This window comes from Klebsiella sp. MISC125 (assembly GCF_051131775.1).
Classification (GTDB): domain Bacteria; phylum Pseudomonadota; class Gammaproteobacteria; order Enterobacterales; family Enterobacteriaceae; genus Klebsiella.
On the sequence record NZ_CP180448.1, the window covers coordinates 3,184,272 to 3,207,928 of the forward strand.

Annotated in this window: 23 protein-coding genes; 15 read left to right on the plus strand and 8 right to left on the minus strand. The window is 55.4% G+C overall.

Annotated elements, in window-relative coordinates; translation table 11 throughout:
• Positions 1–337: 337 nt before the first annotated feature.
• Genes ACMYSL_RS15120 through ACMYSL_RS15130 form a run of 3 tightly spaced genes read right to left on the minus strand, consistent with a single transcriptional unit; the run spans position 338 to position 3,127 of the window.
• The gene (locus tag ACMYSL_RS15120) at positions 338–1,345 is read right to left on the minus strand and encodes a FecCD family ABC transporter permease (RefSeq protein WP_434658943.1); all 1,008 of its coding nucleotides are present in this window, start codon (positions 1,343–1,345) and stop codon (positions 338–340) included.
• On the minus strand, positions 1,342–2,298 hold the full coding sequence (locus tag ACMYSL_RS15125) for an ABC transporter substrate-binding protein (protein ID WP_434658944.1): 957 nt from the start codon (positions 2,296–2,298) through the stop codon (positions 1,342–1,344). Before ACMYSL_RS15125 ends, ACMYSL_RS15120 begins: the two co-directional genes overlap by 4 nt.
• 19 nt (positions 2,299–2,317) lie before the next feature.
• Positions 2,318–3,127: an ABC transporter ATP-binding protein gene (locus ACMYSL_RS15130; RefSeq protein ID WP_434664101.1), complete on the minus strand. Its 810-nt coding sequence runs from the start codon at positions 3,125–3,127 to the stop codon at positions 2,318–2,320.
• Between the two features lie 335 nt (positions 3,128–3,462).
• Between ACMYSL_RS15130 and deoC the strand changes: the two genes are divergently transcribed.
• The 11 genes from deoC to ACMYSL_RS15185 all read left to right on the plus strand — a co-directional run bounded on the left by deoC (position 3,463) and on the right by ACMYSL_RS15185 (position 14,025).
• Positions 3,463–4,164 carry a deoxyribose-phosphate aldolase gene (gene deoC / locus ACMYSL_RS15135; RefSeq protein ID WP_110274695.1) on the plus strand — a complete coding sequence of 234 codons (702 nt, stop codon included), beginning with the start codon at positions 3,463–3,465 and terminating at the stop codon, positions 4,162–4,164.
• A gap of 57 nt (positions 4,165–4,221) precedes the next feature.
• The gene (locus tag ACMYSL_RS15140) at positions 4,222–5,151 is read left to right on the plus strand and encodes a ribokinase (protein WP_182238547.1); all 930 of its coding nucleotides are present in this window, start codon (positions 4,222–4,224) and stop codon (positions 5,149–5,151) included.
• Between the two features lie 5 nt (positions 5,152–5,156).
• Positions 5,157–5,657, plus strand: coding sequence for a D-ribose pyranase (rbsD, locus tag ACMYSL_RS15145; RefSeq protein WP_142513723.1), 501 nt, complete (start codon positions 5,157–5,159; stop codon positions 5,655–5,657).
• 12 nt (positions 5,658–5,669) lie between these two features.
• Positions 5,670–6,716, plus strand: coding sequence for an alcohol dehydrogenase AdhP (gene adhP / locus ACMYSL_RS15150; protein ID WP_434664103.1), 1,047 nt, complete (start codon positions 5,670–5,672; stop codon positions 6,714–6,716).
• Positions 6,713–7,864, plus strand: a complete 1,152-nt coding sequence (locus tag ACMYSL_RS15155) for a mandelate racemase/muconate lactonizing enzyme family protein (RefSeq protein ID WP_434658945.1) — start codon at positions 6,713–6,715, stop codon at positions 7,862–7,864. Before adhP ends, ACMYSL_RS15155 begins: the two co-directional genes overlap by 4 nt.
• A gap of 16 nt (positions 7,865–7,880) precedes the next feature.
• Positions 7,881–8,831, plus strand: a complete 951-nt coding sequence (locus ACMYSL_RS15160; RefSeq protein WP_220471426.1) for an aldo/keto reductase — start codon at positions 7,881–7,883, stop codon at positions 8,829–8,831.
• On the plus strand, positions 8,828–9,697 hold the full coding sequence (locus tag ACMYSL_RS15165) for an amidohydrolase family protein (protein ID WP_434658946.1): 870 nt from the start codon (positions 8,828–8,830) through the stop codon (positions 9,695–9,697). The genes ACMYSL_RS15160 and ACMYSL_RS15165 overlap by 4 nt, the downstream gene beginning before the upstream one ends.
• Before the next feature lie 61 nt (positions 9,698–9,758).
• Positions 9,759–11,063 carry an MFS transporter gene (locus ACMYSL_RS15170; protein WP_182238541.1) on the plus strand — a complete coding sequence of 435 codons (1,305 nt, stop codon included), beginning with the start codon at positions 9,759–9,761 and terminating at the stop codon, positions 11,061–11,063.
• Between the two features lie 99 nt (positions 11,064–11,162).
• Positions 11,163–12,089, plus strand: a complete 927-nt coding sequence (locus ACMYSL_RS15175) for a dihydrodipicolinate synthase family protein (protein WP_434658947.1) — start codon at positions 11,163–11,165, stop codon at positions 12,087–12,089.
• The gene (locus ACMYSL_RS15180) at positions 12,082–12,414 is read left to right on the plus strand and encodes an L-rhamnose mutarotase (protein WP_434658948.1); all 333 of its coding nucleotides are present in this window, start codon (positions 12,082–12,084) and stop codon (positions 12,412–12,414) included. Before ACMYSL_RS15175 ends, ACMYSL_RS15180 begins: the two co-directional genes overlap by 8 nt.
• 90 nt (positions 12,415–12,504) lie before the next feature.
• On the plus strand, positions 12,505–14,025 hold the full coding sequence (locus tag ACMYSL_RS15185; protein WP_182238537.1) for a carbohydrate porin: 1,521 nt from the start codon (positions 12,505–12,507) through the stop codon (positions 14,023–14,025).
• A 37-nt stretch (positions 14,026–14,062) separates the two neighbouring features.
• Here the strand turns inward: ACMYSL_RS15185 and ACMYSL_RS15190 are convergent, their stop codons facing one another.
• Both ACMYSL_RS15190 and ACMYSL_RS15195 read right to left on the minus strand, forming a co-directional pair.
• The gene (locus ACMYSL_RS15190; protein WP_434664105.1) at positions 14,063–14,923 is read right to left on the minus strand and encodes an AraC family transcriptional regulator; all 861 of its coding nucleotides are present in this window, start codon (positions 14,921–14,923) and stop codon (positions 14,063–14,065) included.
• Between the two features lie 332 nt (positions 14,924–15,255).
• Positions 15,256–16,077: an XRE family transcriptional regulator gene (locus ACMYSL_RS15195; protein WP_434658949.1), complete on the minus strand. Its 822-nt coding sequence runs from the start codon at positions 16,075–16,077 to the stop codon at positions 15,256–15,258.
• 155 nt (positions 16,078–16,232) lie between these two features.
• Here ACMYSL_RS15195 and celB point away from each other — a divergent pair, with 155 nt between their 5' ends.
• From celB to ACMYSL_RS15210, 3 genes are read left to right on the plus strand one after another with little or no spacing between them, the layout of a single operon-like run.
• Positions 16,233–17,552 (plus strand): PTS cellobiose transporter subunit IIC, encoded by a 1,320-nt coding sequence (gene celB, locus ACMYSL_RS15200; protein WP_434658950.1) that lies wholly within the window; start codon positions 16,233–16,235, stop codon positions 17,550–17,552.
• Positions 17,553–17,556: 4 nt separating this feature from the next.
• Positions 17,557–18,510 (plus strand): N(4)-(beta-N-acetylglucosaminyl)-L-asparaginase, encoded by a 954-nt coding sequence (locus tag ACMYSL_RS15205; RefSeq protein ID WP_304258945.1) that lies wholly within the window; start codon positions 17,557–17,559, stop codon positions 18,508–18,510.
• Between the two features lie 3 nt (positions 18,511–18,513).
• Positions 18,514–19,971 (plus strand): leucyl aminopeptidase family protein, encoded by a 1,458-nt coding sequence (locus ACMYSL_RS15210; protein WP_434658951.1) that lies wholly within the window; start codon positions 18,514–18,516, stop codon positions 19,969–19,971.
• 106 nt (positions 19,972–20,077) lie between these two features.
• On the opposite strand, the gene ACMYSL_RS15215 is transcribed toward ACMYSL_RS15210, so the two are convergent.
• On the minus strand, positions 20,078–21,277 hold the full coding sequence (locus ACMYSL_RS15215; protein WP_434658952.1) for an MFS transporter: 1,200 nt from the start codon (positions 21,275–21,277) through the stop codon (positions 20,078–20,080).
• Between the two features lie 108 nt (positions 21,278–21,385).
• Here ACMYSL_RS15215 and ACMYSL_RS15220 point away from each other — a divergent pair, with 108 nt between their 5' ends.
• Positions 21,386–22,342 carry an AraC family transcriptional regulator gene (locus ACMYSL_RS15220; RefSeq protein ID WP_182238526.1) on the plus strand — a complete coding sequence of 319 codons (957 nt, stop codon included), beginning with the start codon at positions 21,386–21,388 and terminating at the stop codon, positions 22,340–22,342.
• On the opposite strand, the gene ACMYSL_RS15225 is transcribed toward ACMYSL_RS15220, so the two are convergent.
• Complete coding sequence (locus ACMYSL_RS15225; protein ID WP_434658953.1) at positions 22,339–23,127, minus strand: pyrroline-5-carboxylate reductase family protein; 789 nt, start codon at positions 23,125–23,127, stop codon at positions 22,339–22,341. The genes ACMYSL_RS15220 and ACMYSL_RS15225 overlap by 4 nt on opposite strands.
• On the minus strand, positions 23,127–23,654 hold the full coding sequence (locus ACMYSL_RS15230) for an L-2-amino-thiazoline-4-carboxylic acid hydrolase (protein WP_434658954.1): 528 nt from the start codon (positions 23,652–23,654) through the stop codon (positions 23,127–23,129). Before ACMYSL_RS15230 ends, ACMYSL_RS15225 begins: the two co-directional genes overlap by 1 nt.
• Positions 23,655–23,657: the final 3 nt, after the last annotated feature.

Here is a 23,657-nt window from a genome sequence, read left to right on the forward strand (position 1 = left end):
TCAGAAAAATCCCTCAATAACTCAAACCATATAATGTCACCATGGTCCTGTGCAGGCTGACAAACCGCCCAATCCTTTTAAGATTTTTCTCATTAACAATCAGTGTGATAGATAAAATCAGCACAACACTCTGTAAAAGAGATGATATCTAATAAATAGAATTAAAAAAAATGATTTATCAAAACATAAACCCAGTTCTCGACATCTTACTCTGGAGGAATGTGAATTTACCATCCGTCTTCTGAATAGTTGTTTGCGATTCGTTTAGACGGGATAAGGTGCGTTCTTTTGCCGAGGGCTGTTGAAAACGCCAGGGGATGACCTGGCGTTGATGAGTTCACGAGCGGTTTCTGGCCAACAACATAATAATAAACAGGCCGCCGATTCCCGCAGTGATAATGCCAATTGGCAGCTCCTGCGGGGCCAGCAACGTCCTGCTGACAATATCGCCACCGCATAAAAGCACCGCTCCCCACAGGCCGCATAAAGGAAGCAGCAGCAGATGCTTAACGCCGGAAAAATAGCGGCACATATGCGGCACCATCAACCCGATAAAACCAATTACTCCAGTTAACGCCACCAGCAAAGAGGTAGCCAGCGCGCAGCAGAAGAAAACCTCCATCCGCAGGCGGCTGACGTTAATGCCTAATGATTGCGCGGTCTGTTCACCGGCCAGCAAACCATCCAGCGAACGCCAACGTAGCAGGACAAAAGCGCCGAGAAACAGCAGACTAAATATGGCATAAGGCAGATTATCCCAACGCGCTAGCCCCAGCCCTCCCAGCGACCAGAACAGCACCGAACTGGCGGCCCGCTGATCGCCGGAGAAGATCAGATAGCTGGTCAGCGCACCAAATAAAAAGGAAATAGCCAGCCCGCAGATAACCAGATGTTCAGCACCGCGCTGTTTTTTAAAATGAAACAGCAGCATCACCGCCACGGCGGAACAGATCCCGCCGACAAACGCCGATACCGGTAGCGTGAGTGCGCCAAGCCGCTCGCCAAATCGGGTGATCACCAGTACCGCCCCCGCCGATGCGCCGGAGGAAAGACCGAATAAAAAGGGATCGGCCAGATCGTTGCGGGTGGTGGTTTGCAGCAGTCCCCCCACCATCGCCAGAACAGCTCCCGTGAGTACGGCGAGCAGCGTTCTCGGGACGCGTAGATCAATCACAATGCGCCTGACCATCTCAGAGACTGGAACGTCCATGAGCCCTAATGCGCCCAGAACCTGAATCAGCGATAACGGTACGCTGCCTTTGGCAACGCTAAGCAGCATTAACCCAGCTAAAACAACCAGCGCACCCCATATTGCCCAATGGTAACGGTATGCAGAAAAGGTCATTGGTTCGCCGTCGGGTACATCGCGTGCGCCAGCTTCTCTACCGCTTTAATATTGGCCGGCCCCGGGGTCAACTCAGCGTATTGCAACTTCAGATAACGCTGATGCTTCACCGCAGGTGTCATCTTCATTAACGGGTGATTTTCCAGGAAATGACGAAGCATATCCGCCCCGCTGCCGGTCTGATAATCCAGGAGAATAATAAAGTCCGGTTCCGCCGTCGCAACGCTCTCCCACGAGGTCGTCCCCCAGCTAATATCCAGCCCGTCCATCACGTTTTTACCTCCGGCCGCTTCAATAATCGCCGTTGGCATAGCGTAGCGACCGCTGGTAAAGGGTTTATCCTCGCCCGAATCATAAACAAACACTTTCAACGGTTGAGCGCCCTGCGGCGATTTTGGCAACGTACTCAGCGTTTTTTTCCAGCCGTCGACTAACACCAGCGCTTCTTTCTGCTTGCCGAAAATCTTACCCAGCGTCAGCTCATCGTTATACAGCAAATCCATGCTCGCTTTGCGTTTATCGCCAGAAGTAAAAACGCAGCTTTCACTTAATACGAAAGTCTTAATGCCATATTTATCAAGGACGGTTGGCGTCACTTCGCCGCCCACTTTCATACCGTAATTCCAGCCCGCGAAAAAGAAATCGGGATTCACCGCCAGCAACGTTTCCAGTGAAGGGTATTTAGGGGCCAGTTCGGGAATTGATCCCATCGCCTTTTTAAATTCCGGCGTCATTTTATACCAACCGCTAATACCGGTTAGCCCAACAATGCGGTCCTGTAAACCGAGTGCGAAAGCCATTTCAGACATATTAAGATCATGGATCACCGCCCTCTTTGGCGCTTGCGTGAATGTCACTGGCATTCCGCAACTCTCAATGGTTACCGGATAATCAGCAGCGTGCACCGCAGTAACCGACATAATAGCAATAATACCAACAAGCCACTTATTCATTACGATCCTCATATATTCATCAGGCATAGCCTGGAACTTCAAAAATACGCAGAGCCTTACCCGTATCAGGGTGCGGTACAGTAAAACAGGTCAAGCCGAAAACGGGATAAAGCTGTTCAGAGACAAGTACCCGCTCCGGTATATCCCAGGCCACCGCACGCCCTTGCGACAAAAGCAAAACGCGATCGGCAAAAGACTCAACCAGCGATAAATCATGCAGCACCGCCACCACTGTGATTCCTTTACTTTTTACCAGCGAAAGCAGTTCCACCCGGCCAGGAGGATCCAGATGGTTAGTTGGCTCATCCAGCAACACCAACGCGGGTGACTGAGCCAACACCCGAGCCAGCGCCGCTCGTTGCCTTTCTCCGCCGGAAAGCGCAGACAGCGAACGCTTTCGGAACCTCTGCAACCCGGTATCGTTAATGGCGCTGGTCACGATGGCTTCGTGTTCACGATGGGACATATCACGGGCGTGGGGAATGCGCCCGAGAGCGACGTAATCCTCAAGAGCCAGCCTCATATCGGGGGTATCATTCTGCGCGAGCACCGCAATCTGCTTAGCGCGCTGCTGTCGCGACAGTTCGCTTATGGGGCGTCCGAACAGCAGGATGTCGCCATTCAGCGTGGTCAGTTCTCGATCGATCGCCCGCAGCAGCGAGGTTTTACCGCTGCCGTTTGGCCCAATGACCGCCAGACACTCACCCTTTTTGGCTTCAAAATGGACACTGGAGAGGAGTTCCCCGCCTCCGGGACGCGGTAATGATGCAATATTGACGCTGAGCACCGGGTCAATAGCCGTACAGCAGGTTGTCAAAGTCTCCTCCATTAGCAGCAGAGTGGATTGCTGAAACACTCAATTTTTTTATCTTTCACCACTCAGAAAAGATGATAATCATTATCATTTAAAAGGAAAGCTAAATAGTCACATTTTTTATAATGCCTTTTAATATATGTTATAACATAACATTAAATGGTGGCGATTAACAACCCACCCACCACCCACTCAATTTTGCCAACTACTTCACAAAATTCTGCGTCTGAAAATTCTGTCCATATGGTCGGGATTCTTGCCTATCACGCCTTTTCTGCCACCTCCTTACAGTAAGCCCATGTCATTCACATCGTAACGTATGTTTTTTCAGCCAACAGGAGTAGTGGTACATGATCGATTTTAATGATCCCCGTCAGGTCGCGAAGGCCATTCAGTTCACCAACGTCAACCCGGACTTAACCCGTGAAGGACTGATTCAGCATCTGAATGTCTGCATGGAGTATCAGTTCGATGCGGCGATGATCGCACCGTGCTGGGTCTCCGTCGCCAAAGATGTATTGAAAGGAACCGGTATTCGCGTCGCCACCACCGTGAACTTCCCTCAGGCCAACGACACAACGGCCATGAAAGTCGCCGTGGTGAGAGAACTGGCCAAAGAAGGCGCAGATGAATTTGATTTCCCACCGAACCCAGGCTTTTTACTCGGCGGAATGGATGACCTCTATTTCAATGAACTGAAGGAAGTCACCCACATCGCCCACGACCTGGGAATGAAAGTGAAGGCAATGCTGGAGTTCGGTTTTATCACCGAAGAGGCGATGAAAATCAAAGCCACTCGCTACGCCTATGAAGCAGGTATTGATTGGGTGAAACAATCCAGCGGCTGGGGCAAAGGCGGCTGCGCGGCAACGGTAGAAGATGTTCAACTTCTCAAAGCCAATATCCAGGCCCCTTGCCGGGTCAAAGTATCCGGTAAAGTGAACACTCTGGAGAAGATGAAAGAGATGTTCGTCGCAGGCGCAGAGCTGGTTGGCACCAGCTCAGGACCCGAGCTGGTGAAAGGTCTGGTCGGCGACATCAACGCCTATTAACCGAACGGTACCGCCGGAAATGGCGGTACCACACCCGCACAATTTAAGGAGTATGTGATGAGTGTATTTATTCTCGGCAGTTATGCAAAAGCCCTGGTGATGACCGCCGAGCGCATTCCGCTGGCTGGTGAGACGCTAATCGGGCATGACTTCCGCCAGACCTGGGGAGGAAAAGGCTCCGATATGGCGGTTCAGGCTGCCCGCCTGGGAGCTGACGTGGTCTATAGCGGCGTGGTGGGTAAAGATACTTTTGGCACCGAATTCGTTGAATTGATGCTGGAGGAAGGGATCAATATCGATGGTCTCACTCTGACCACCGAATTGCCGACCGGAGCTGGCTTGATTATTAAAGATAAAGAAGCCCGTAACGTCATCGTCGTGGATATGGGAGCGAACAAACTCTTTACCCCGGCGCTGGTAGATAACGCCCTGCATCAAATCAAAAGCTGCGGCGTGGCGCTAGCCCAGCTGGAAATTCCGCTGGAAACCGCGCTCTACGGGCTGAGACGCGCAAAGTCGCTGGATAAAATCACCATTCTTAACCCCGCGCCGGCCAGAGATCTCCGCGGTCTCGATCTGAGCGCGATCGACTACCTCACCCCCAATGAAACCGAAGCGCGCGTGGCGCTGGGCCTGGCGCCGGACGACGCTCGTAGCAACCGGGAAATCGCCAGCATGCTGCTGGAAACGGGTTGCCGTTATGTGGTGATGACGCTGGGCGATGCGGGATCCGCAGTATTCGGCCCGCAAACCACGCAGGAAATTCCCCCTTGTCTGGTTGAGGTGGTTGACAGCAACGGCGCGGGCGACAGCTTCAACGCTGCCCTTGCGGTGGCGCTGGACGAAGGTCAGCCGATAAGCGAAGCGGCCCTGTTTGCCAACGCCACCGCAGCGCTGTGCTGCTCTGACTGGGAAACCGTGCCCTCTTACAAATACCGCACCGACGTCGATGCCTTCTTGCAATCGCATGCCGTGACCGAGGAATAACAATAATGAGACCCGATAGAATCTTACACCCTGAACTTGCCGCTGCCCTGGCGACCCTCGGCCATACCGATATTGTGTTGGTAACCGACGCCGGTTTTCCAATTCCCGCCAGCGCGAATCGCATCGATCTTGGTCTGTGGCCCGGCACGGTTGATGTCCGTGACATCCTGCGCGTTTTGCGCAAAGAGATTTTCGTTGAAGAGGTGCATTTTGCCAGCGAAGTGCGCGACTGCCATCCGCAGTTGTATCGCGAAGTACAAACTATCTATACCGGCTCTGGCGCGGAGTTTCTCGCCGCCAGCCACGAAACGCTATGCCACGACATCGCGCACAAAGCCAAGCTGATTATCCGTTCCGGATCGTTCGAGCCATGGGCAAATTTCGCCCTCGTCGCCAGCACCGATCCTTTTGCCTGGTTTACCGACGCTTCAGGCGTACAGCCCCTGCCCGCCTATGTCGCCCGACGTCAGCGGATTAACGATAACGTCACGCCGCAACTGAACTGACGGGAGGTCATGATGAAAGCAGCTGTAGTGAGTCAAAGTCATCCCGGTCAAGTCGAGATTCGCCAGATGCCGGTGCGCCCGTTAGTCTCCGGTGAAGCGCTGGTCGACGTTGAGTGCTGTGGCGTCTGCCATACCGATCTCCACGTCGTGCAAGGCGATTTTGGCCCGGTACCGGGACGCATTCCCGGCCATGAAGGGATCGGCATCGTTCGCGCCGTCGCCGATGACGTGACCTGTCTGAAGCCCGGCGACCGGGTGAGCATCGCCTGGTTTTATGAAGGCTGCGGCGTGTGCGAATACTGCGTCAGCGGCCGGGAAACCTTCTGTCGCAGCGTGAAAAACGCCGGATACAGCGTCGATGGCGCAATGGCTGAACAGTGCATCGTGAAAGCCGACTACGCGGTTAAAGTCCCGGACGGCCTCGATCCGCTGGTTGCCAGCAGCATCACCTGCGCTGGCGTCACCACCTATAAAGCCATTCGCGTTTCCGGCGTTCGCCCCGGGCAGTGGCTGGCGATATGGGGAGCGGGAGGGCTTGGCAATATGGCGATCCAGTTTGCCCGCAACGTCTTTAACGCCCGCGTTATCGCTATTGATTTACAGGACGACAAGCTGGAGCTTGCCCGCGAGTGCGGCGCAGAAATCACCCTCAACCCGAGCCGGGACGACGTTCCCTCGCGCATTCAGGAGCTGACCGCTGGTGGTGCGCATACCGCCGTGGTGGTCGCCGTCGCGCGCGCCGCCTTTCACCAGGCCGTCAATAGCGTCAGGGCCGGGGGCAAAGTGGTGTGCGTCGCAGTCCCCCCGGGCGATCTTGACCTGAACATCGTCAAAACCGTGCTCGATGGTATTCAGATTGTCGGCAGCCTGGTTGGTACCCGTCAGGATCTGGCGGAAGCTTTCCAGCACGCGCTGGCCGGACGCGTTCGCCCGATAGTACAGACTCGCAAGCTAGAAGAGATCAACGCTATTTTCAACGAGATGGACAACGGCGCCATCCAGGGACGCATGGTGATTGATTTACGCACCTCGCGGCAGAAAGAGGAGTCAGGCGCATGAAAATCACCGGCTGGCGCACGATTAAAACCTGGCATCGCTGGGGACGTCCGATTGGCGATGTCAACGGCACCCTCACCTCTGGCGTAACGGAAGTTCCGCTGCTGATCCTCGAAACCGATGAAGGCATTAGCGGTATCGGCGTTGGCGGACACGCGGATATTGAGCGTATTTTTCCGGCTATCGAAGGCGAAGACCCACGTGCGGTCACCGCGCTCTACGACCGGATGCAGGCCTGGGTCTTCAAAAGCGGCCATGCGGGCAGCGTTTTCGGCGCGATTGGCGTGGTTGATATGGCGTTGTGGGATTTGAAAGCCAAATGTGCCGGGGAACCGCTCTGGCGGCTGCTCGGCGCGAGAAGCCCTTTTGTTCCCGGGTACGCGTCGGGGCTGGATTTTCCACTGCCGCTGGAGGCGTTAACCGCACTGCATCAGCGTTTTGCCGAGCGTGGATTCAGCGCCTTCAAGCTCAAAGGCGGTCTCGACGTTGAAGAGGACTTACAGCGCCTGCTGGCGGTGCGCGAGGTGTATCTCACCAACAGCCCCTCTCCGGCGGTAATGATTGATGTTAACGAGTCGATGAGCGCCAAACAGGCGGTGCGCTACGTCAGCCGTTTACAGGAAGCACTGGATCTGAGCTGGATCGAAGAACCCGTGCGCCGCTGGGATGCAGCCGGACACGCCGCGATCCGCCAACAGGTGCGCTGCGCGGTCGCCACCGGGGAGAACCTTACCGGCCTCGAACAGTTTCTGCCGCTGCTGAAAGAGAACGCGGTGGATGTTCTTCAGGCGGGCATGTGCTGGGGCATAACCCACTTTCTGCGCGTGGCCAACCTGGCGCAGGCCTTTAGTCTGCCGGTCAGTCCGGTGGGCTACAACGCCAACCCGGTGGCCCACGCGGCAGCGGCGGTAAGCAATCATCTGAGCTGCGAAATTCAGGACCTCAGCTTCCCTACCGGACTACGCGTGGATCAGCGCATCGAAGACGGCGGTATCGTGCTGGGCAATGAACCGGGATTGGGGATCGCCATCGATGAAAACGCGCTGCAACAGCAGCAGAACGATGGCAGTTGGACGATAGCACAAGGCCCGCACGTCAGGCCCGAACGCGCCGGGCTGCGCCTGAGCCTACGGACGTCTGCCAACGATTAATCATAAGGAACAAACAATGAAAACAGTACCTTTTGGACGCACGGGGATTCAGGTCCCGGTGCTGGCGATGGGCGCGGCATCACTGGGCAGCATCTATCACCCGGTGTCGCAACAGCAAGCCAACGAAACCGTGGCGACGGCTCTCGCCCACGGCGTGAACTATTTCGATGTCGCTCCCTATTACGGGCTAACCAAAGCGGAAACCGCGCTGGGCGTCGCGCTGAAAGGCGTACCGCGCGACAGCTATACCCTGGCGACGAAGGTCGGGCGCTATGGCGACAGCCTGTGGGATTTCTCCCGCGAGGCTACCCTGCGCAGCGTAGACGAAAGCCTGACCCGGTTAGGCTGTGATTACATCGACGTGATTCAGTGTCACGACATTGAATATGGCGACATGCAGCAATTGCTCGATGAAGGGCTGCCGACACTGCGCGAACTGCGCGAGAGCGGCGTCGTGCGCCACGTTGGCGTTACCGGCTACGACCTGGCGCTGCTGGAACGCGTCGCCTGCGAGCAAAAAGTGGATAGCGTAATGGCCTACTGCACCTGGACTTTACAGGACAGGCGGCTTGGGGCGGTAGCACAACGTTTGAATCAGGCAGGTATCGGCGTCCTCAACGCCTCACCGCTTTCGATGGGGCTGCTGACCCGAGGCGGCGCGCCCGACTGGCATCCGGCGCATCAGGATGTGCAGGCTATCTGCCGTAAAGTTTCTACATTGTGCGACAGCCACGGCGTAAATATTGCCCAGGTCGCCCTGCAGTTTGCACTCACCACCGCGGCGGATAACGGCATTGCCTCCACGGTGATCGGCACCGCCAGCGCCGACAATATGCTGGATAATATCCGCTGGTGTACGCAGCCGCTGGATCCGGAGCTGCTCGCAAAAATCGATGAGTTAATGGCCCCGGTGCTGAATATTGGCTGGGACCTGCTGCCGGGCAACGGTGGGAAGGCGCAAAAATGAAGATCCTCGACAGCCATTTGCATCTCTGGGATCCGGGCGTGCTGCACTACGACTGGCTGCGCGATCTCCCGGCGCTTAACCGGTCTTTTTTGCCTGCGCAGCTGGCTAAAGCCGCTCAATCGCCGGATGCCGCGATTGTGGTTCAGGCCGACTGTGCTGCGCAGCAGGCGCTTTTGGAGGTGGAGTGGATAAACCAGCAGGCGGAAACCAGCCCCATTGAGCTTGTCGGTATTGTCGCCTGGGCTCCGCTGGAAACGGGCAATGCCGTGGTGCCTTACCTGCGTCATTTACATGAACTGCCGCGCGTGGTGGGGATCCGGCGCTCCTTGCAAAACGAGCCCCTGGAGCTGTTTTACAACACCGATTATCGCGACGGTTTACTGGCTGCCGCTCGTGAGGGCTTTGTGCTGGATATGTGCGTCAGGGCCTCTCAGTTGACTGCGCTTCACGATTTACTGACGTGGCTGTATCAACACGCACCTGATGCTCGCGTGGTGCTGGATCATATGGGGAAACCTGCTATCGCTGATAACCAGTGGCAGACCTGGCAGGAGACATTTATCGCGCTGGCCGCCTTTCCTCTGCTGGCGTGCAAAATATCCGGTTTACCGACACAAGCCGACTGGCAGCGCTGGGAACCCGAGCAGCTTCAGCCGTGGATCCAGCAGGCGATAACGGCATTTGGCCCGCAGCGCTGTTTATTCGGCGGCGACTGGCCGGTGGTCGAGCTGGCCGGTGGCTACCCGCGCTGGAGAACGTGCGTGATGGCGGCGATTGCCCATTTATCGCTGGAGGATATTAACGCAGTCATGGGCGAAAACGCGTGCCGTATATATCTGACGCAATCAGAAGGGGGAAATAAATAAAACCGGAGTTTATAACGTTTATTTTCAATTCACCCTACTGAATAATAATGAGGAAATAAGCATGTCCGATAATATCAACTCACTGCCTGCCGGCAAGGTTGACGATAAACCTGATAGCGTATCGTCAGAAAATAGCAACAGAGTCACGGGGCGTAAGAAAAATATCCTGCTGGCCTCGCTGTTTACCAATTTCTTTGTACTGTTGGCGCTGTATTGTGGGGTTATCTCGGTTCTTCTCCCCAACCACGTGGCGCAAATCGATCCTGCCAATAAGGCTAATAACCTGGCGATCGTGATGACCTCAGCGCTGCTGTTTACCATTTTTGCCCAGCCGATTGCCGGGGCGTTATCCGACCGCTGCCGCTCAACCTGGGGGCGTCGTTCACCGTTTATCGTTGGCGGCGCGTTAATCGGTGGGCTGGCTATCTTCGGCATTTCAATGACCACCACGATTGCCGGTATTGCGGTGTTCTGGTTGATGGCTGCCGTCTCGCTTAATTGCATGAACGGTCCATTAGCCACCGTGATCGCCGACCGGTTCTTACCTGAAAACCGCGGTATCGCCTCCGGTTTCGTCGGCGCGGGCTCGACTGCCGGCGGTACGGTGGGGATTATCCTCGCAGGCTATCTGGCGTGGAACCTGCAACTAGGCTACCTGGTATTTGCGCTGGCGATTGCCGCCTGCTGCGTGGCTTTTGTCCTTATCAACCGTGAACCCTCTACCCGAAACATGGAAGTTGAACCCTTCCGCTGGGGCTCGTTCTTCAAAAACTTCTGGGTCAGTCCGCGTAAGTACCCGGATTTTGGCTGGGCGTTCTTTGGTCGCTTCGCCATGTATCTGGGCTACCAGGGGGTCGTAACCTATCAGCTGTATATTTTGCAGGATTTCATTGGCTTAAGCGTCGAGGAGTCTAACTACGCCATCGGCACTATCTCGGTGATCACCCTGGTGACGTTACTGTTCTCCGGCCTGGTTTCCGGCGTGCTCTCGGACAAACTGCAGCGGCGAAAAATCTTTGTTTTCCTCTCAACCCTGTTAATGGCTGCCGGTTTGTGTGTGCCTCTGTTTATGCCAACGCTTACCGGGATGTATATTTATGCCGCCATCATGGGGCTGGGCTATGGCGCTTATACCTCTATTGATATGGCGCTGATGACACAGGTATTACCCGGCGGCGGAAAGCAAGCGGGTAAAGATATGGGCATTCTGACGATTGCGACCGTATTACCGCAATCCTTCAGCCCAATATTATCCGCCTGGCTGCTGGCGACCTTTAATAATGATTATTCGTCGCTGTTTATTGCCGCCATTGTGTTTGTATTCGCATCATCATTTTTTGTATTACCGATTAAATCCGTTAAATAAATAACGCGTAGTTTGCAGGCGAGAACACACTCAGCGATGAGTGTGAAGGCCCTCGCCTGCGCCTGGTACTGACTCAGGAATACGCGACAGGAGAACATAATGACTCAGCCTATTTTTCGCGGGGTGATCCCCCCGGTCCCGACGTTATTTAATGCGCAGGGAGAATTTGATCAATCTGCCCAGGCGCGCTTAATTGAACACCTGCTGGCCTCCCCGGTCGACGGCTTGTTTTTCCTCGGCAGCGCGGGGGAATTTGCTCATATGTCCGATGCCCAGCGGCGGCAAGTCACGGAATTTTGCATTACCACGGTCGCCGGGAGAAAACCGGTGCTGATCGGTATCGCCAGCTGTGGGACTCAGCAGACGATTGCGGCTGGCGAACATGCGCGACTCGCGGGAGCCGACGGCGTCGTGGTGGTCAATCCCTGGTACAATCCTCTGAGCGAAAGCAACCTACTGCACCACTTCACCACCATTGCTAACGCTCTGCCGCTGCCGATTATTCTCTATAATTTCCCGGTGCTGACCGGTCAGTCGATTCCACCATCGGTTATCAAAACGCTGGCGCTGAACTGCCCGAATATCGTGGGACTGAAAGATACCGTTGATACACTCTCACATATCCGGGAAACCCTGCATGCGGTCAAACCGTTGCGCCCGGATTTCGCGGTATTCGCAGGTTATGACGAATATCTACTGGGCACTCTGATCCTCGGCGGTGACGGCTGTATCCCGGCTAGCGCCAACTTTGCGCCACAACTCACCTGCGGAATACTCGCCGCCTGGCAGCGTCAGGATTTTGCCGCGGCGGTCGCTCTACAGCAGTCTCTTTCCTGGATCCCACCGCTCTACAGCATTGACGTGCCGTTTTATAACGCCGTGAAATATGCGCTACAGCTGACCGGTCTGGATATTCCCGTTTATTCCCTACCTCCCGCATCACCATTAACACAAGAGATGAAAGCCGAAATTAAACAGATTCTGCAACGTGCCCACGTTATTAATAAGGATGACGACGATGAGTAAAATTCGCCGCTTTGGCTGTGTGGTTAAAGTCCGCCCGGAAAAACTGGATTATTATAAAGAGCTGCACGCTAACCCCTGGCCGGAAGTGAACGCAATGATTAAAGAGTGCAACCTACGCAACTTCTCAATTTATTATAAAAATGGATTATTGTTCAGCTATCTCGAATATGACGGTGACGATTATGAAGCCGATCAAAAGAAAATGGCTGGGCATTTAAAAACTCAGCAGTGGTGGCAGGAGACCGGCCCATGCCAGATGCCACTCGACGGCGAACCGGAAGGTACGCTATGGGCTGAAATGGAAGAAGTTTACCACTTAGATTAGTTGAAAGATAAATAACAATCTCTCTGCGCTTATTAATAAGCGCAGGGTTTCCTGTCTTTTTTATTTATGATAGTGACTTATGAGAATAATATGAAAATTACCTCTATAACCCTACCCGGTTTCTGTCTGATAAATATACTGACGATCCCTTATGCTTTATCTGCGTCCAATATCAGCGTTGAACAACGACTAAATCAACTGGAATTACGGCTCCAGCAGGCGGAAAACCGCGCGGCTATCGCTGAACAAAAAAACGCGCAATTGGCGACCCAGTTAAAACAAACTGAAGAGGGATCGCACCAGGCGAAGAAAAAAGTCGAAGACCTTGAAACCCGCACGCAAAAAATTGAAAAAATCACCCCGGACGATAATGGTTATTTTGAACTTCACGGCTACGCGCGCGCCGGGATGATGACCAACCACAACGCCCGCCATACCCAGGGTGGCCCATTTATGACCCCAGCCGGGCAAACCGGCGGCGCGATTGGCCGTTTGGGTAACGAACCTGACACCTACGTCGAAGTCTATCTGGAGAAAAAACAACGTCTGGATAATGGCGCGACAACCCGTTTTATGACCATGATCGCCGACCAGCAAAAGAGCTACAACGACTGGACCGCCGACTCCAGCACCCTAAACGTCAGCCAGGCGTTTGCCGAAATCGCCTCCCTGCCCAGCTTTACCGGGCCGCTCAAAGACACCACCTTGTGGGCCGGGAAGCGCGTCGACCGCGACAACTTTGAAATTCCGTGGTTGGACTCCAAGTTCGTGGCGCTCAACGGCACCGGCGGTGGTATTTATGACGTTCGCTGGTCAGAGAACACGCGCAGCAACTTCTCCTTTATCGGGCGCAGCTTTGGCGATGTCGACGTGGTGAATAACGATGTGCAGAACTACATTCTCACCGCCAACAACTATTTCGGGCCGGTGCAGCTTTTCGTCAGCGGCATGCAGGCCAAAGACAACGAGGAACGTGAAACGCTCAGCGGCTATAAAGTCTTCAACGCCGCCAATAAAGGCTACACCGTACTGCTCGGTTATCAGGGCGATAGCTTCTATGGGATGGCACAAGGTGAATCACGCAGCGTGCTGTCATGGGGGCAAGGGCTGGGCGCGGAGGTGAAAAATATCGGTACCGACCCGGCGCTGCTTTCTGACGCCAGCACCCTGCGTTTTGCCAGCTATGGCATGGTGAACCTGGCCCGCAACTGGGATTTCGCACCTTCAATTCTTGCGCAATACAGCAGCGATCGCTACGTCAAAGGCGATGACTATCGCTGGGTAACGTTGAACGGTCGCGTCATGCAAAATATCACGCAGAACTTCGCATTAGGCTATGAAGCCACCTGGCAGTATATGGATCTCGATCCTAACGGCTATCAGCAGTACCAGAAGGTCCACGGCAACTTCTATAAGCTCACCTTTGCCCCGACTTTCCGCCCGGACGATGTCTCGCCGTTCTTCACCCGCCCGGAACTGCGCGTTTTTGCCACCTGGATGAACTGGGATAAAGCGCTGGATAACTACAGTCCCAACGATACGCTGGGCCAGAAAGGCTTTACCTCTGGTGGAGAGTGGTCGTTTGGTATTCAGATGGAAACCTTCTTCTGATCGCAGCGAACGGCTTCCCTGACGAAGCCGTTCGTATTCACGCGCCATCCGAGAGTTGTTTTTCCTGACGGCGAAATTCGCTTGGCGAAACGCCTACCGCGCGATGAAAGTCGCGCGAGAAATGCAGCGGATCGTTATAACCCACCTGCCCGGCGATTTTACTAATTGTGTCATCGGTTTCGACTAATAATCGCCGGGCCTGAGACAGACGATAATTTTTCAGCCATTTTAACGGGCTTTGATTAAAGGTCTCCTGGAACAGGCGAAATAGCTGCGATTTACTCACCTGGCAGTACTGCATAAATTTTTCAATATCCCACTCGTCATTATAGTGGCTGTGGATCTGATATATAAGCCGCCCCAGGCCACGATGGGTAATCACCGGGGATTTCTCCGTTTCCTGGCTGCGGTTCTCCAGCAAGGTAGAAATAAGTTTTGCGCACAGCGCATCGCAGTGCGCGTCTGAAACCAGAGTATGGCTTTTCATTAAACTGAACAGTTGATAATAAATTTCAGTCACTTTCTCCGGCTGCTGGAAGGCAAATACAGGTTCCTGAAGAACATTGAGAATCTGCATGATATTATTTAATTTTGAGCTATCAATTCTCAGCCATAATATTTCCCACGGTTCAGCGCTATCAGGATAATGTTCATGCGGCCAACGTACCGGTAGCCAGGCCAGATTTCCTTCCTGTACATGATGCAGATTATTTTCCAGTCGAATAACCCCACGCCCTTTAAGGCAAAATATAAGTTCATGCCCGACAACCGACTGACGTTGAATATGGAAATTGCCGTTTGTCCGGATATGGCCCGCCCTGAGAACCCGATAATTCACCAGCGTCGAAAAATCATCGGACTCACGATACCAGTTTTCGATGACCTGCGTTCGCTGCACGAGTGAAGTCATATACCACTCCCCAAATAATCAATATTCATCAAGTCTATGGATATCTATCGTGACACGGTATGTGGTCATTCAGGTCGGTTGCATTATGGATTTTTGAGCTATCTCACAACAAAGCGTTCAGGAAATTCAACGCTGCTGTTTTGAGTAAAAAAAGCGGTATTGTCGAGTTAAGGCATAGAGCAGTATGTGGACATCCCCCGGCTCGCGCTGCGCTTAGCCGGGCTACTGGTTCGAAGTCGTATGCAGTTTGCGTAGGTCGGGTAAGGCGCCAGCCGCCACCCGACAATAATGCGCACACAAGCGCTAAAGCAGATTTACCCTCACTCTTGCCCCTGCGACTCGAGAAACGCCTGCGGCGTCATATCGCCCAGTTTTTTTTGTGTCCGCCCCTGGTTCCACAGCGCGCAGAGACGCTGGAGAGTCGCATCGGGTTCATCCAGCGCCGGGATAACGTCGGCTAATCGTTCACTCAGCTGTACCGCCCCAACCTCTTGTGCCACTACCGCTCTACACAATAGCTCCGCGCTGGAAGGATGAAAGCCTTTTTGCACGTAAGTCTCAAGACATTGTATCTGAGCCGGACAGGCTTCCAGCACTTGCTCCAGCCAGCTATCAACCAGCGCGGGCGAAATCCCGCAATAGATGCGGCCAAAGCACCAGCCGCTAATCGGCTCCTGCGCCCACAGCAGATGATGCTCGCCGCCGTCGTCCATTGAGAGCGCCAGCAGGCGGTAATGGAGCATCAGCGTATCCGCGCGCAACCCGGCTTTTAATGCCTTCTTTCCCTGCGGGGCGGCATTCTTTCGCCCTTTATGCGCCGGATGCAGATAACGGCTCAGCGTTGCGCGGGAGATGGCGATCCCCAGTCCTTCATTAACCATAAACAGCAACTCGTCCAGCGGCGCACGCAGGACGTCACGCAGCGTGTTAATCAATGCTTCCTGTTCTTGTCTCAACACTTTGTGTATTAAATGCGGCGTAGTGTGATTATCAGAAATATGGCTGCGGTTACGCCAGCGGCGAACGGTGGTAATGGAAATCCCCAGTTCCTGCGCCAGTTCCCGGTCACTTTTATCCGATTCCTGGAGATATTTGCGCGTTCTTGGCGTGGTAGTCGCGTTGGCGTGCAGCTTGATTTCCATTCATTCCCCTACAAGAAAACATAACTAATCATATGAGATATATATTATTGCAGAGAATACAATGTGAACCGCTTCACCTTTCAGGCCACCGCTTTCTCTCATAATCCGTCATAGATAACACACACAACCCCTGTCGATCTTGTACGGAGTTCACAATGAACAATGTTCTGGGATTTCTTGAAGCTAAATTGATGCCTCTGGCGGCGAAAACCGCCCAGCAGCGTCACCTTGGTGCTATCCGCGGCGCCTACGTTTCATTCATGCCTTTTATTATTGTCGGTTCAATTTTGCTGGTGATTTCGTCATTCCCCAATCAGGCGTATCAGCAATTTATGACCAGCACCTTCGGTACCAGTTGGAGCGCGATTATCGAGATCCCGTTTAACGCGGTCTTCTCAACCATGTCACTGTTTATCAGCTTCCTGGTAGCCTACCGCCTGGCGGAACACTACGGCGATGACCGTATCTCCTGCGGTATCCTCTCGCTGGTAGGTTTTCTTATTCTGACGCCGTTTATCAAGGTGGCAGAAAACGGCGGCATCACGGTGATCCCGGTGGAGTGGATTGGTACCAAAGGATTATTCGTCGCCATGATCGGTTCGCTACTGTGGACCGAGCTCTTCTGTTGGCTCAAGCGTAAGAAACTGGTGATTAAGATGCCGGAAGGCGTTCCGCCTGCGGTACAGGAATCTTTCGCCGCGCTGATCCCGGCGCTGCTGGTGATGATTCTGATCCTGGCGATTCGTATCGGGTTTGAGCACACCCACTACGTGACCATCCATCAGTTTATTTATGAGGTCGTCGCCTCGCCGGTGCGTCACTACGGCACCTCCTATTTTGGCGCGCTGATGACCGTCTTCAGCATCACCATTCTGTGGTCGGTCGGCATCAACTCCGGTTCAATGATTAACGGCATCATTCGTCCGCTGTGGATGGAAAACCAGACCGATAACATCGCCGCCATTCAGGCTGGCGTTACGCCTCCGCACATCATTACCGAACAGTTCTTCGATATGATCTGGATGGGCGGCGCGGGCGCGACGCTATCGCTGGTGATTGCGATGCTAATTTTCGCCCGCAGCAAAAATATGCGCGAAGTCGCCCGCCTGGGCGCTGGCGCTTCCATCTTTAATATCAACGAACCGATTCTCTTCGGTCTGCCGGTGATCATGAATCCGATCATGCTGATCCCGTTTAACCTGGTGCCTTTGGTGCTGGTGACGGTGCAGTACGCGGCGATGAAAATCGGTGCGGTGGCGGTCACTACCGGGGTCTTTATTCCGTGGACCCTGCCGCCGGTGATCAGCGGTTTTATCGTCACCGGGCATCTCAGCGGTAGCATCATGCAACTGCTTAATCTGTTGATTGGCGCGATGCTGTACCTGCCTTTCATGCGCATCGTCGATAAGCAGTATCGTGCGGCGGAAATCACCGCCCGTGCCGAAACGGACAACACGCTTGCTAAACAGGAGTAAACCAATGTGGGGAATTATTGCCACCTGGCGAATGGCGCTGGAAGGGGTAACGGAATCCGCTGCGGCGCTGGCCGCCGGGGCTGACACCTCTACCGCCGTAGTGAATGCGGTAGCCGCAGTCGAAGATTTTCCGCTTTACAAATCAGTGGGCTATGGCGGTTTACCAACGGAGAACGGCGAGGTCGAGCTGGACGCCGCCTATATGAACGGCGACACCCTGGCGTTCGGCGCGGTTGGCAATCTGGTGGACATCGCCAATCCGGTCAAGGTGGCTCACGCCCTGAGCCGCCAGCGATACAACAGCCTGCTGGTCGGTCAGGGCGCCCGTGAGTGGGCGCTGAGTCAGGGATTCGCCGCCAAAGAGATGCTGACCGAGCGGGCGATGCAGCACTACCACAAGCGCTGCCGCGAAACGCTGGATAAAGGCCTCAGTCCCTACGATGGCCACGACACCGTCGGCATTATCGGCCTCGATAAACAAGGTTCCATGAGCGTCGCAACGTCAACCAGCGGCCTGTTTATGAAAAAACGCGGGCGGCTGGGCGACTCACCGATTATCGGTTCCGGCTTCTATTGCGATAGCGAAACCGGAGCCGCCACGGCGACCGGCGTCGGTGAAGATCTGATGAAAGGCTGTACCAGCTACGAGATCGTGCGGCGAATGGCTCAGGGGATGACCCCGCAGCAGGCAGCAGATTCAGTGGTGTGCGAACTGGAAGACAAGCTGATGTCGCGCTTTGGTCGCGCGGGGGATCTTTCGGTGGTCTGCATGAACCGCCACGGCGAATTCGGCGCGGCGACCAATATCAAAACCTTCTCTTTTGTGATCGCCAGCGCGACGCAGCCGCTCACCGTGTTTTGTGCCGAGCGCGTGCAGGAAAAAACCCATTATCGTCCGGTGGACGACGAATGGATGCAGGCCTACGCCGCACGCATTCGCGCCCCCATCGAGGAGTAAGTTATGTTGGATTATCGTTTCATTAACCATCTGGATAGCACCTGCAATGGCGCACATCTGGTGACCTGGCCCGGCAGTACGCTGTTAGCGCAATCCCCCCACAACGCCAGCCCCCTGCTCGCCGAAATGGTTGAGCAGGCCGCGCGCGGCGAAGTGGCGGATGCCCGCTTTGGCTGCTCGCCTTTCGCCCGCATTACGCTTATCCCGCAGTCGCTGTGGCAGGACTCGCTTAACGACAGCCTGATCGAGGCGCTGCGCCCGTTGTTCAAAGCGCCGGTAAGCGATGTGCTGGTTTTCGATTGCTCGCTGGGAGAGGCACATGGTGCGATAGGCAAAGCGCTGCGCTATTTATTCAATCTTGACTGGCAGCTTGATGATTTAGGTCTGCATCAGGTGAAGGCTGTCAGACCCCGCCTGCGCCAGCTCGCGCTTTACGCTTTGCCAGCACAACAAGCGGCGCTGGAAACGCTGGCTTATCAGCAGCAGGCCACCGCGCACGGTATGCTCGCCGCACGACGGTTGGCGGACCTCCCTTCCGAGCAGTGCACGCCGCAGTATGTCGTAGAAGAAGCCCAGCGACTGTGCGCCAATATCCCTTCCCTGCGCTGCGAAGTACTGGATGAGAAGGCGATTATTGACCAGGAGCTCGGGCTGCTTCATGCGGTAGGAAAAGGTTCTGAGCGCCCGCCGCGCCTGCTGGCGATTCATTATGATGGCATCACCGATGGTCCGGTTCGCTGCTACGTCGGTAAAGGGGTGACCTTTGACACCGGCGGACTGTGGCTGAAGGAAGGCGCCGGGATGTATACCATGAAGTATGACATGTGCGGCGCGGCCAACGTGCTCGGCCTGATGCTGAGCATCGCGAAGCTTGCGCTGCCGGTGCGGGTGATGGGCGTGCTGGCGCTGGCGGAAAACGCCATTGGCCCGAACGCTATGCAGCCGGGCAGCGTCGCTCGCGCCTGCAATGGCTTAACGGTAGAAATCAACAACACCGACGCCGAAGGCCGCCTGGTGCTGTCCGACGCCATTGCCTGGGCCAGCCAGCGACATCCGCAGGCGCGCTATATTATCGATATGGCAACGCTGACCGGCGCGGTGGTGAAAGCGCTGGGTTATGACCTCAGTGGTTTAATGACTCAAAACAAAACCCTGCGCTCGGCGTTGACTCAGGCGGGAATAGAGAGCGGAGATGAAGTCTGGTCGCTGCCGCTGGACAGTCGGCTGAAGAAACAGACCGAAAGCGCGATTGCCGATCTTTGCAATACGCCGGGCAACAACGCGGCAATCAGTGCCTCCGCCGCCTGGCTGTTGCAGCATTTCTGTCCGCCGGAAATCCCGTGGGCCCACCTCGACGTCAGCGGCACGGCGCTGTGGCGCGAAGGCGGCAAGAGCGTGGCCTCCGGCAGGCCAATACCGCTGCTGATCCAGCATCTGCTCAACGATATCAGCCATGTTTAAAACCTTCCCGGGGGCGGCGCGTTGCGCCTTGCCCGGGCTACCCGCACGATGTACCTGCCATAAAGTAGCCCGGACAGGTGCGCCAGCACCGCCTCCGGGGAATGCCCTACTTCTCGCTCACCACCGGTTTGACTCTTACCGCAAACAACACAATCACCATCGCGCTGACCAGCAACAAACCGCTACCGGCGAAAACCCCGCTGGCACCGTTAAGATCGAACACCGCTCCGCCGCCTGCCGCGCCTGCGCCAATCGCCAATTGAATAGATGCCACCAACAGCCCGCCCGCGCTTTCCGCTTCATCCGGTACCGTGGTGGCAAGCCACGTTGACCAACCCACCGGCACCAGGCCAAAGGCAAAACCCCACATCGCCACTAACAAACCATCCAACAGCGCGAAGTGCCCGAACGTCACCATCATCAGCGCCAGCACGCTCATCGCCAGCGGCACCAACGCCAGCGTCATGCGCAGACTTCTGGCCAGCAGATGACCGGCAATCGACGTACCGATGAAGTTCGCTACCCCAAAACCCAACAAGATCAGGGAAACCCCTTCAACGCTGGCCTGCGCCACGGTCTCCAGAAACGGTCGCAGATAGGTGAAGAAGGCAAAGTGACCGCTGAAAATGAGGATCGTCGCCAACATTCCGCCAATCATGCCCGGACGGCGCAACACCTTAAACAGCGTCGCGAAGCTGCCCGCGCTTTCCGGGCGCATCGAAGGCAATACCCACAGCTGCCACAACAGCGCAACTACGCTCGGCAATGCGCAAATAATAAACACGTTGCGCCAGCCTATCAGCGCGCCGAAATAGCTCCCCAGCGGCGCGGCAACCACGGTGGCAATCGACACAGCAGAAAAGATGATCGCCAGCGCTTTCGGTACCATCGCCGCCGGAACCAGGCGCATAGCGGTGGCGGTCGACATCGACCAGAAGCCGCCAATCGCAATCCCTAACAACAATCGTCCAAGTAGTAAAAACTCAAGCGTTCCGGCGAAGGCCACCATCATGCTGGAGATGATTTGCAAAACGGAAAAAAACATCAGCACCCAGCGGCGGTCAATGTTTCTGGTCGCAGTAGTGATCAACAGGCCGGTGAACAACGCCACCAGCGCCGTTGCGGTTACCGCCTGCCCCGCCATGCCTTCGCTGACCCCGAGGCTTGCCGCCATCGGCGTTAACAAGCTGGCAGGAAGAAACTCAGCGACAATCAGGCCGAACACCCCCAGCGCCAGCGCATAAACGGCGCGCCACGCGGGCTTAGCGCTTGCCAGACTCTCTTCAGCGGCAATGCAAGAACTCATATACATCTCTCCAGAACAATTAACATTTCGTTAAGATTAGGCGGTTCTGTCCGGACGATCTATGATGCATACTCTGCAATTATTGATAATTCGTCCGGGAGTGATGTAATGACTCAGCAAGCCCTCGATCTCACCAGTGAACTGCTGCGCGGCATGCGTCTTTCCGGCGTTAACTATCGCCGCATCGAGACCAGCCGCCCGTTCGGCGTCGAGTTCAGCCATGTGCCCGGCAAAGCGCAGTTCCACTTTATTAGCCGGGGCCCGGTGCTGCTGCGCATGGCCAGCGGTCAACGTCTGACGCTGGAAAGCGGCGATGCGTTATTTATTCCCAACGGCGATAGCCACGCGTTGCTTTCCGACGAACAGGCCCCGGTGATGAACGTCCTGAAGCTTCCCAGCGAACCGGTTTGCAGCACCGTGTGTTGTGTTAAAAATGAGGGCGACGACGCGAAAAATGGCAGCGCCATTATCTTTAGCGGCTGCATGGACTTCGAACTGGGCGGCATGCAGCCGCTGGTCAAAGCGATGCCGGAAGTGATGCTGGTCAGCAGCCTGTTGACCACTCGCCCGGAGATCCAGCCGATGCTCGCCGCCATGGAGCGTGAAACCCTGACGCGTCAGGCGGGCTATGCTGGCATTCTGGCGCGGCTGGCGGATGTGGTCGCCGCGCTGATTGTGCGGGGTTGGGTGGAGTGCGGTTGCGGCAATGCCACCGGTTGGGTGCAGGTGCTGCGCGACCCGAAGCTGGCCAAAGCCATTTACGTCATGCACCAACAACCCGGCATCAACTGGAAAGTCGAAGATCTGGCCCGCGAGGCGGGAACCTCCCGCTCGGTATTTGCCGAACGTTTTCTCTCCGCCACCGGTACCACACCAGCCCGCTACCTGACCGAGCTGCGGATGCGGCTGGCGGTGCAATACATTTCCCATGAGGGACAGGCGCTGGAAAAAGTGGCCTTCAAACTGGGCTACAGTTCGCATGCCGCCTTTAGCCGCGCCTTTAAGCGCATCACCGGCAAAGCGCCGGGCGCACTGCGTGACCTGTCGCGGGGAGAAGAGTTTTAGCTCTGCCCTAATTCGCGAGTGCGCCTGACCGCCGCCAGCACGCTACGCTGAAGCCCGGCGGCGAAATCACTACTATTCAGCTCGTACAGACCGTGAATCCCCACTCCCGCCGGTGAATTGTTGATATCCAGAAGCTGGCGCGGATGCTTCTGGCTGCGGCGTAGCATCTCTACCGCGCCGAGCAGATTTTCCAGCACCATTTCCGTGGCCTGAGTCCGCGACAACCCAGCCAACACCCCGGCATCGGTAAAGGACTCGATAAAGTAGTAGATATAGTTGGGACCTGCGACGCCAAAGCCGGTGAAGATATCGATCAATCGTTCCGGCAGATACAGTACTTTGCCGAAACCGCGCAGAAACGGCTCGACCCGCTCCGTGCTGGCCAGGGCGTTTAGGGTCACGCCGCTATAGCCAAATCCGGTATCGGTCAGAGTATTGGGGATCACCCTGACAATCGGCGTTTCAGCGCCAAACAAGGAGGACAGTTTTTCCAGCGTCACTCCAGCAATTAATGAAACAACCGTCGTTCCCCGCGTCAATTGCGAACGAGCACGGTCAGCCACCGCCGTCAGATCGTCCTGCGGACGGATCCCCAATACCACCAGAGAAGCGTCCGTTAACCCGCCCCCCTTCGGCAGCGAATAGAGGTTTTGCAGATAATCAACACGCGTATCATCAATATCCTCCAGCGAGATCTCTTCCGCTCGCAGCGTGCCGTTGCTTAAAGACGCGCGAATAATCGCCTCCGCCATCTGCCCGGCCCCGATAAAATGAACATTTGCCATTATGCCTCCTGCTCTTCTGACTGATAAAAACGCAGCCGACAGACTGCGTCACCGCGAGCCAGCGCGGTCTGTACGTCTAACTTCAGTCCCGGGAATGCGTCGGTTAACGCATGGTCGCCTTCCATACAGATATCGCACAGCGTCTCAACTTCACGGGCATCGCGCCCCTGCTGCTGCCAGCAGTTGACGTAAGGGCAATAGTGAAACAGGACGATAAATTCCGTGCGGCTGGCACTGACGGGCTCCATCTCATAAACCTGAGATTCAAGACCGCGAGTAAACATCGTGGCGAACGCTTCCAGATCTCGTCCATCGTGCATCTGCGCGCGAATCTTATGCCCAATATCCCGGCCATAATGACGAATCGCCTCACGGGCAAAATCATCAGTGATGTTACGCTGGCGGCTTTCATCAAGCAGATAACCGAGGGTTGCCGCCCGCTTTTCGGTGATCGCGCGCAGTGCCAGAGTGACTTCATCAGTTAAGGTTGCCTCGTTATGCACCGGTTTTGCGGTGATTTCGCTCATGCG

Coding starts and splice junctions, on each gene's coding strand:
- ACMYSL_RS15155 (WP_434658945.1), top strand. CDS start 6,713: ATGAAAATCACCGGCTGGCGCACGATTAAAACCTGGCATCGCTGGGGA.
- ACMYSL_RS15210 (WP_434658951.1), top strand. CDS start 18,514: ATGTTGGATTATCGTTTCATTAACCATCTGGATAGCACCTGCAATGGC.
- ACMYSL_RS15225 (WP_434658953.1), bottom strand. CDS start 23,127: ATGGCAAATGTTCATTTTATCGGGGCCGGGCAGATGGCGGAGGCGATT.
- ACMYSL_RS15130 (WP_434664101.1), bottom strand. CDS start 3,127: ATGGAGGAGACTTTGACAACCTGCTGTACGGCTATTGACCCGGTGCTC.
- ACMYSL_RS15165 (WP_434658946.1), top strand. CDS start 8,828: ATGAAGATCCTCGACAGCCATTTGCATCTCTGGGATCCGGGCGTGCTG.
- ACMYSL_RS15125 (WP_434658944.1), bottom strand. CDS start 2,298: ATGAATAAGTGGCTTGTTGGTATTATTGCTATTATGTCGGTTACTGCG.
- ACMYSL_RS15120 (WP_434658943.1), bottom strand. CDS start 1,345: ATGACCTTTTCTGCATACCGTTACCATTGGGCAATATGGGGTGCGCTG.
- ACMYSL_RS15185 (WP_182238537.1), top strand. CDS start 12,505: ATGAAAATTACCTCTATAACCCTACCCGGTTTCTGTCTGATAAATATA.
- ACMYSL_RS15170 (WP_182238541.1), top strand. CDS start 9,759: ATGTCCGATAATATCAACTCACTGCCTGCCGGCAAGGTTGACGATAAA.
- ACMYSL_RS15195 (WP_434658949.1), bottom strand. CDS start 16,077: ATGGAAATCAAGCTGCACGCCAACGCGACTACCACGCCAAGAACGCGC.
- ACMYSL_RS15180 (WP_434658948.1), top strand. CDS start 12,082: ATGAGTAAAATTCGCCGCTTTGGCTGTGTGGTTAAAGTCCGCCCGGAA.
- ACMYSL_RS15230 (WP_434658954.1), bottom strand. CDS start 23,654: ATGAGCGAAATCACCGCAAAACCGGTGCATAACGAGGCAACCTTAACT.
- adhP (WP_434664103.1), top strand. CDS start 5,670: ATGAAAGCAGCTGTAGTGAGTCAAAGTCATCCCGGTCAAGTCGAGATT.
- rbsD (WP_142513723.1), top strand. CDS start 5,157: ATGAGACCCGATAGAATCTTACACCCTGAACTTGCCGCTGCCCTGGCG.
- ACMYSL_RS15140 (WP_182238547.1), top strand. CDS start 4,222: ATGAGTGTATTTATTCTCGGCAGTTATGCAAAAGCCCTGGTGATGACC.
- deoC (WP_110274695.1), top strand. CDS start 3,463: ATGATCGATTTTAATGATCCCCGTCAGGTCGCGAAGGCCATTCAGTTC.
- ACMYSL_RS15175 (WP_434658947.1), top strand. CDS start 11,163: ATGACTCAGCCTATTTTTCGCGGGGTGATCCCCCCGGTCCCGACGTTA.
- celB (WP_434658950.1), top strand. CDS start 16,233: ATGAACAATGTTCTGGGATTTCTTGAAGCTAAATTGATGCCTCTGGCG.
- ACMYSL_RS15205 (WP_304258945.1), top strand. CDS start 17,557: ATGTGGGGAATTATTGCCACCTGGCGAATGGCGCTGGAAGGGGTAACG.
- ACMYSL_RS15215 (WP_434658952.1), bottom strand. CDS start 21,277: ATGAGTTCTTGCATTGCCGCTGAAGAGAGTCTGGCAAGCGCTAAGCCC.
- ACMYSL_RS15160 (WP_220471426.1), top strand. CDS start 7,881: ATGAAAACAGTACCTTTTGGACGCACGGGGATTCAGGTCCCGGTGCTG.
- ACMYSL_RS15220 (WP_182238526.1), top strand. CDS start 21,386: ATGACTCAGCAAGCCCTCGATCTCACCAGTGAACTGCTGCGCGGCATG.